Below are 7263 nucleotides of genomic sequence, written 5' to 3' on the forward strand. Positions count from 1 at the left end.
AGGACCCGGCCGCGATGGCCCTGTTCGAGCAGTACAACCGGGTGCCGATGCCCAACCTGGGAGTGAGCGAGGCCGAAGCGAAATCGCTCCTCGCGTACATCGCGACGGCAAGTCGGGCCGCGGCCGCAGGCGCCCAGGCCGCCGGCACGGCGGCCTCGCCGTCGGCCTCCCTCACGGGCTGGCTCGGCAGTGTCCAGTTCGTGGCGTTCCTCCTGTTTCTGGGGATCACGGCCGCCATCATCGTCGTCTTCTGGCACGTCGCCGCCAGCACCGCGGATCCGGTTCCGCATATCGACACGGAGGCAGCCTGCGCGCTGAGGGCGAGGCTGTTCGCCGTCGCGACGCTCGTCATCGTCGGGACGCTCGGCGCGACGCTCCCGTTTACCCCGTACCCGCGCAGCGACGACGTGCCGGATCGGCTGATCTACGTCGCCGCCCGGCAGTTCTCCTTCACGTACAGTTCGGAACCGATCACCAGCGACGAGGATGCCAGGCGGGTGCCGGCCCTCGCCTCGTTGGAGGTTCCTCTGGGCTCGCTCGTCGAATTCCGCGTCACCAGCCTCGACGCCACGCACGGGTTCGGCATCTACGATATGGCAGGCGGCGTGCTCGCTCAGACGCAGGCGATGCCCGGCTACGTCAACCGTCTGCAGGTCAGGTTCGAGGAGCCCGGGCATTACAATGTCCTGTGCCTCGAGTATTGCGGTGTGGCGCACCACATGATGCGCACGGCGCTCATCGTCAAGTAGAGCGGGGACAGGCACATGGATCTCGCGAAAAGAAACACCCTCACGTGGATCGCGCTGACGCTGGTGCTGTTTCCGGTCCTCGCCGTCCTCGGCGCGTTCATGCGGGCGGTGCAGGCCGATACGCTGGCATCGACGCAGGCGTGGTTCTATCCGACGATGACGCTGCATGGCGTCGGGATGGTCGGTCTGTGGTGGGTGGCGGCGCTCGCATGCGCCTCGCGCGTGCTCGCCAAATACACCGAGCCCAGCGAGCGGATCGGCCGGTTCGCCATTCTCGGTACGGTCGCCGGCGTGGCGCTTCTGCTGGCCAGCGTGTTGATCGGCCGGTTCGCCGCCGGGTGGTACTTTCTGTATCCGTTGCCGCTCAAGGGTACCTGGCCGACGTGGGCGACGGTCACGTTCCTGCTGTCGCTCACGGTCCTCGGCGCGACCTGGTTGGTCTGGGTGCTGGATCTGCTGCGGGCGATCGCGGCGAAGTACACGATCGGGCAGGCGCTCGGCTGGCACTACATCCGGGGAGAGGTCACGCCGAATGTGCCCCCGGCCGTCTTGATCAGCACGGTCAGCCTGATTGCCGGCGTGGCCTGCCTGCTCTCCGGGGTCGTCGTGCTGGTGCTTTTCTACGTCGAACTGCTGACGGGCGCGACCAACGATGCCCTGATCATGAAGAACCTGACGTTTCTCTTCGGGCACCTGCTCGTGAACCTGAGCCTCTACCTCGCCCTGGCCGTGGTGTACGACGTGTTCCCGATCTACACGTCGCGGCCGTGGCCGGCGAGCAAGGTAGTGGCGATCGCCTGGAACTGCGTCCTCGCGATCGTGATCCTCGCGTATTTCCACCACCTCTACATGGACTTCGTCCAGCCCCTGCCGTTCGCGTACCTCGGGCAGATCGCCTCCTATGCGAGTGCGATCCCATCGGCGGTGGTCACGCTGTTCGGGGCGATGATGATCGTCTATCGCGCGCCGGTCCGGTGGAACCTCGGGTTCTCCCTGCTGTTCCTGGGCCTGCTCGGGTGGGCCATCGGCGGCGTCGGTGCGGTCATCGACTCGACCATCGCCGTCAACACGAAGTTCCACAACACGCTGTGGGTGCCGGCGCACTTCCACAGCTACATGATCGAAGGCCTCGTGCTGATGGTCTGCGGGTACTTCTACCACTACTGCCAGGAGCACGGCGGGATCCCTGAGAACCTCCCGCGGCAGCGGATGACGATCGGTCTGCTGCTCATCGGCGGGTGGGGGTTTCTCGCGATGCTCTACCTGGCCGGCGCCAGGTCGGTCCCGCGGCGCTTCGCCCTCTACCCGTCAGAGCTGTCGTTCGGAGCGGTGTATTCGGCGATCGCACTCGCCTTCGTCGGGGTGTTCCTGGCTGGCCTGGTGTCGTACATCGTCGAGATCGGAACGCGCTGGGTCCGCGCGTATCGCGGTGAGCTCGAGCAGCCGCGACATCCGGTCGTCACGGAAGAGGTGGTGACCTGATACGGGCGCTCCGGGTCGGCGCCCTGATCGGCGCCGCGACACTGGCGGCTCCCATCGTGGCGTACGGCGGCCCGCCTCCCGACGTGTCATCCGGAGCGAGTGAGATTCTCCGTGAGGAGCAGCGCCCGCTCTATCGCGATGTGCCGGATGTCGAGGTGGTGCTGTCGGGCAACCGGCGGGTCCGCCTGTCGACCCTGTGGAGCGACCGGCCCCTGCTGATCACGATGTTCTACCGGCGCTGCGCCGGCAGCTGCGGGCTGTTCCTGTCCTCGCTCAGATCGGTGGTCAACGACGTGGGCGGGCTTGGGGACGACTACCGGATCGTGACGCTCAGCTTCGAGCCAGCCGATACGGTCGACAGCCTGGTGGACTATGCCAGAGCCCTCGGGATCCCCGATGACGGCCGCTGGATGTTCGGTATGGCGACGCCCGCTGATACCGACCGAATCGCGGGCGCCATCGGGTTCTGGTACAGACGCCAGGCCGCCACCGATCAGTACGACCACCCGACGCTCGTGGCCGCTGTCCGGCGCGGAAAGATCGTTCGCGTGCTGCTGGGCTCCACGGTGGCGAGGTCGCGGTTCCGCGAGGTGGCGGCAGAGCTTCACGGGCGATTCATCCCGTTCTACGCACGCCCCGGCGAGCGGACGTTGTTCCGCTGTCTCCGGGTGAGCGGCGCGACGCAGGACGTACGCATGGATTGGGGGGTGCTGATCCTCTTCCTGCCGGGCGGCGCCGCGGTGACGATCGCCGCGCTGGTGTTTCGGCGCGGGCGCGAGACCGCGCCGTGACGGCGCCGGCGCTGCCCGGCCTCCGGTCTCGCCTCGGACCCTTCCAGTAACGCTCCTTCGTGGACGGACCGCCCGCTGGCGCGCTGCCAGCGGCAAGAGACCGTTCCCGTCGTCCCCTCGGCGATCGCGGACGGCCGCTCCGCGCGTCCGTCACGGCACCGCGCCGAACTCCACGCCGCGCGGGGCCTGCCCGAGCAGCAGTTGATCGACCCGGCACGCGTGCTGGCCGACGATGCAGCTCGCAAGGGCGTCCACGGATTCGCTTCCGCCGACGCATTCCGGCGCTCGCAACCCGAAGCCCATGCCGGCCGGGTCGATCAGGTCCGCGAGCCCGAGCGTCGAGCACGCCTTCGCGATCACGCCACGCGACTTCGTCGCCCCGGCCTCGACCTTGCCGGCGAGCTTGAGACAGCTCGCGTCGGCCTTGGAGCGACATCCGCCCTCGTTGCCCTTCAGATGCACGCACGCGGACACGCCGTCCACGCATTTCTGCCCGGCCTTGAGTCGCGCGGCCGCGTAGGCGGCGCTGCTCTTGGCGAACGCCTTCTGACACTTCAGCACCGCCTTCACGTCGGTGCCGGCGCCGCCCGCGCCGCCGGATGGGAGACACGGGGCTTCGACGTCGGGATCATGGCCGGCGAGCGCCAGTAACTGGCGGGCGCGCGGGATCTCGGCGCCGACCAGCGCGTCGGCGTTGCATGCATGGCGCTTCGCGATGCACGCCGCGACCGCGGCCGCGTCGGCGAGCGAGGCCACGCCGAATTGCGCGCAGCCCGCTTCCTCGGCGGCGAACCCGAGACCCGTGGCGAGCCGGAGATCGCCGCTCGCAACCGGCGGATCGCCGCAGAGCTTCGCGACGTCGGCCGTGAGCTTCGCGACCGCGCTCTGCCGCGCGGCCTCGACCTTGCCGCACGCCGCGGCGGCCTTGCCGAGACAGCCGGCATCGCCGCCCTTCTGCGCGCAGGTGAACGCCTTCAGGAGGCAACCGCCGAGGGCGGCCACACGTCCGAGCGCGAGCTTGGCGGCGCTCTTGCCGAGCGCCTTCTGGCACTTGAATGCGGCCGTTCCGGGGTCGCCGGCGAGACCGTCACCGCCGCCGTTCGCCGGCGCGACGCAGTCGGAGTCGTCCCGGTCGATCGCGCCGTCGAAATCGTTGTCGATGCAGTCGGTGCACGAGCCCGCTTCCGGTGCCGGCGTGCGCGCGGCGGTCGGCGTCGGCGTGCGCGTCGGCGTCGCTGTCACGCCGACGCCCCCCGTCGCGGTCGCGGTCGCGACCGGTACCGGCGCGCTCATCAGATACCGGGTGAGCGCGAACGAGCACTGTCCAGTCATGCAGACCCGCCCGGCAGCGACGAGCTTGCCGTCGGGCTGGAGCGCCAGCGCGTTCAGCTCGGCGCTCGTGCCGCTTCCGAAGCCCGTGAGGACGAGGCCCGGCACGACGTTGCCGAAGCTGAGATCGAACTCGCCGTCGACGGTGTAGCGAATCAAGAAGAACGCCGACGGACCGATGCCGGGGTCGATGTCTTCGGGTCCCGCGACCGTCCCGCCGACGATGACGTTACCTTGCGGATCGACGACGACCGCGCTCGCGGTGAACGCGAGCTCCCCGTTCGGATCGCCGACCACCTGGAAGCCGCTGTCGTGGAGGCCGAACGTCTGGTCGAGCGCGCCGTCGTCCGTGAAGCGCGCGGCGACGAGCGCGAGCGGCGCCAACGGGCACGACCCGGAGCCCGTTCGACCGACCACGATGTACGCGCCGCTCGGCTGGCGGGCGATCCCGGTCGCGGTCGTGCAGCCGTTCTGCACGGCGAGCGTCACGCCGTTCGTTCCGAACTCGGAGTCGAGCACGCCGCCGGCGGTGAAACGCGCGATTCCGAATCCGGCCTGCGTTCCGTCGCCGTTCACGGGAACGACGAGCGTGCCGTCGCCGTTGCGAACGAGGCCGCGACAACTGCCGAGGCTCGTCACGACCACGCCGGTCGGCGTTGGTCCCGGACCGAACGTCGTGTCGAGCGCCAGGTTGCTGGCGAAGCGCGCGAGGGTGCACTTGTCGCCGGCGACGCCGCCTTCGCCGACGAGCAGCGTCTTCTGACCCGGTAGGGGAGCGAGGCCGAAGGCGCGAAACGTGGTGGCGGACGATGCCGCGCCCTGGTCGAAGCTGCCGCCGTCAGCGGCGAAGCGCGCGAGCACGAAGCTGTTCGCGCCGGCGGCGCCCAGGATCTCGTGGTCCCCGAGCTCGAGCAGCGCGCGCACCGAGCCTGCGGGCGCCGAGAACAAAGCGGCGCCGAGCACTCCGCCGTCGCCGAACCCGTCGTCGAGCGTGCCGTCGTCGTCGTACCGGACGAGGATCGAGTTGGTGTTGTTGGTGCCGCCGAGCACGATCTTGTCGTTTGCCTGGACGAGCAGCGCGTCAGCGGTGCCCTGCCCGGGCACGAGGGTCGTGACCTTGCCGGTGTGATCGGGCCCGAAGCTCGTATCGAGCGTTCCCGAGGCCGACCAGACGGGCGGCGCGGTCATCAAGAGGAGGAGCGCGATGCGCGAGCCGGCGGCCACCAGGCGAACGCCCGCGAACTCATGGGCTGGTGCGCCGCCGGGGTGCCCGCGCCGCGCATCTTCGCGACCTGTCTCCATCCCGCGCGTCGCCGTCGCGCTCGCTTCGCTCGCGGCGCGGCGGGTGACGGGCAAGGTCGTCCTCGTCCTGTAGCGGGCGTCGCGACGCCGGGCTTCCGGAGCCGCGCCGGGTTCGCTCCCGCTACGGTGTCCCCGTTCCGAAGGGCGCGCACTCGTCCGGCAGGATCTGGAAGCGCGTGCGCATCACCGAGCGGCAGGGGGTTCCGTCGTCGAGGAAGAGGGTGAAGCCCGTTCCGGACTCCTCGAGGATGCACTTGAAGGCGCCGCCGGTCCCCCACGTGAGGAGGCAGGTCGGCGGACGGTGCAGCTCTTGATTGACGAGGGCGAGCTGCTCCATCTTGCCGGTGAGCTCGCGGACGTCCTTTCCGAGCGCGAAGGTGTCGAGCAGGAGCTCGACGGAGAGCATCACCGGCTGGACTCCTTTCGGCGTCACCGCGACGGTTCGGAGATCCATCGCGCCGTCGATCAGGTCGCCGACCTCCGATTCGATCCGCACCGGGACGACGTCCTTCGACTTCTTCGCCTTCGGGAGCTTGGGACAACCGGCGGCCTCGGCTGCTGCCGGCGCCAGTCCGAGCGCGCTCGCAGCCACACCGGCGGCGGCGAGCGTACGAAAGAAGTCACGCCGATCGAGGCGCATGTCGCCTGCATCCATGGAAGATCCTCCGTAGAGGGCGGTCATACACCCAGGACAGACGAAGATGTCAAGGAGAACGTGCGCCATGACGTCACGCGTCAAGTAGCGTGCGTCACGCCCGCACGCAGCGGTAGCCGACGTCCTGGCCACAGCCGCACGCGGGCCCGAACTGGAAGCCCGCGGCCTGGAGCGCGGCGGCGAGGCTCGAGTCGTGACTCGCCCGCAGCACCGTGAGGACGAAGACGCCGCCCGGGGCGAGCACGCGCCCGATCTCCGCGAGCGTCCGGCGCTCGCTCTCCGGGTCGGAAACGATGCGAAGCGAGGTGAACGCGAGGACGGCGCCGAAGGCGGCGTCGCGAAAGGGCAGCACGTCGATCTCGCCCTCTGCCGCGGCGAGGCCGCGCGCCCGCGCGCGTGCGAGCATGGCACGAGAGAAGTCGAGGCCGACGAGGGCGTGCGGGTCGTGGCCGCGCTCCGCGAGATAGGCCGCGAGAAGGCCCGTGCCGCAGCCGAGATCCAGCCACGGCGCGCGACCGAGCGGGACGCCGCCGGCGAGCATGACGGCGAACTTCTCCCGCTGGACGTCGCGGAACCGGACGTCGTACGTCTCGGCGCTGCGTTCGTAGCTCCGGCGGAGCGTGGCGCGGTCGAGGAGAGACGTCACGACCGTTCCAGGATACGCGAGCGGCCGAACGCCGGAAACACGCTACGGACGTCGTGCTGGACCGACGTTGCGAGATCTCGACCGCGAAGCGATTCGGCGAAGGCGAGAAATCCTCCGCGCCGAGAGCTCGGAGGGCCCTGCGTTCCCTCGCTCGCAGCCTAGGAGTCTGCGCCACGGATCGCTTTCGGCTGCGAATCGCGATCCATCCGCGATCGACGGCGTCGCGCGACCCTCGGCGTATCGCACAGATACGCGGTCGGGTCGCGCTCCTTGCGCTCGCGGCGGCTCACGGTTCTCGCTCGAAACCGA

General features: G+C 69.7%; 6 protein-coding genes. 3 read left to right on the plus strand and 3 right to left on the minus strand.

Annotation, left to right across the window (positions count from 1 at the left end; genetic code table 11):
* Positions 1–47: 47 nt before the first annotated feature.
* From IT293_18330 to IT293_18340, 3 genes are read left to right on the plus strand one after another with little or no spacing between them, the layout of a single operon-like run.
* The gene (locus tag IT293_18330) at positions 48–749 is read left to right on the plus strand and encodes a hypothetical protein (GenBank protein ID MCC6766620.1); all 702 of its coding nucleotides are present in this window, start codon (positions 48–50) and stop codon (positions 747–749) included.
* A 15-nt stretch (positions 750–764) separates the two neighbouring features.
* On the plus strand, positions 765–2231 hold the full coding sequence (locus IT293_18335; GenBank protein MCC6766621.1) for a cbb3-type cytochrome c oxidase subunit I: 1467 nt from the start codon (positions 765–767) through the stop codon (positions 2229–2231).
* Between the two features lie 56 nt (positions 2232–2287).
* On the plus strand, positions 2288–3022 hold the full coding sequence (locus IT293_18340; protein ID MCC6766622.1) for an SCO family protein: 735 nt from the start codon (positions 2288–2290) through the stop codon (positions 3020–3022).
* Between the two features lie 150 nt (positions 3023–3172).
* Here IT293_18340 and IT293_18345 read toward each other — a convergent pair whose 3' ends face one another.
* From IT293_18345 to IT293_18355, 3 genes are all read right to left on the minus strand, one after another.
* Positions 3173–5707, minus strand: a complete 2535-nt coding sequence (locus IT293_18345) for a hypothetical protein (GenBank protein MCC6766623.1) — start codon at positions 5705–5707, stop codon at positions 3173–3175.
* 67 nt (positions 5708–5774) lie between these two features.
* Positions 5775–6308, minus strand: coding sequence for a hypothetical protein (locus IT293_18350; GenBank protein MCC6766624.1), 534 nt, complete (start codon positions 6306–6308; stop codon positions 5775–5777).
* Positions 6309–6402: 94 nt separating this feature from the next.
* The gene (locus IT293_18355) at positions 6403–6954 is read right to left on the minus strand and encodes a class I SAM-dependent methyltransferase (protein ID MCC6766625.1); all 552 of its coding nucleotides are present in this window, start codon (positions 6952–6954) and stop codon (positions 6403–6405) included.
* Positions 6955–7263 lie beyond the last annotated feature (309 nt).

This window comes from Deltaproteobacteria bacterium, assembly GCA_020848745.1.
Lineage (GTDB): Bacteria > Desulfobacterota > Binatia > UTPRO1 > UTPRO1 > UTPRO1.

What these genes read in the sequence shown, in the direction of transcription:
- IT293_18330 (MCC6766620.1), top strand. Translation starts at nt 48, where the DNA reads ATGCCCAACCTGGGAGTGAGCGAGGCCGAAGCGAAATCGCTCCTCGCG.
- IT293_18335 (MCC6766621.1), top strand. Translation starts at nt 765, where the DNA reads ATGGATCTCGCGAAAAGAAACACCCTCACGTGGATCGCGCTGACGCTG.
- IT293_18350 (MCC6766624.1), bottom strand. Translation starts at nt 6,308, where the DNA reads ATGGATGCAGGCGACATGCGCCTCGATCGGCGTGACTTCTTTCGTACG.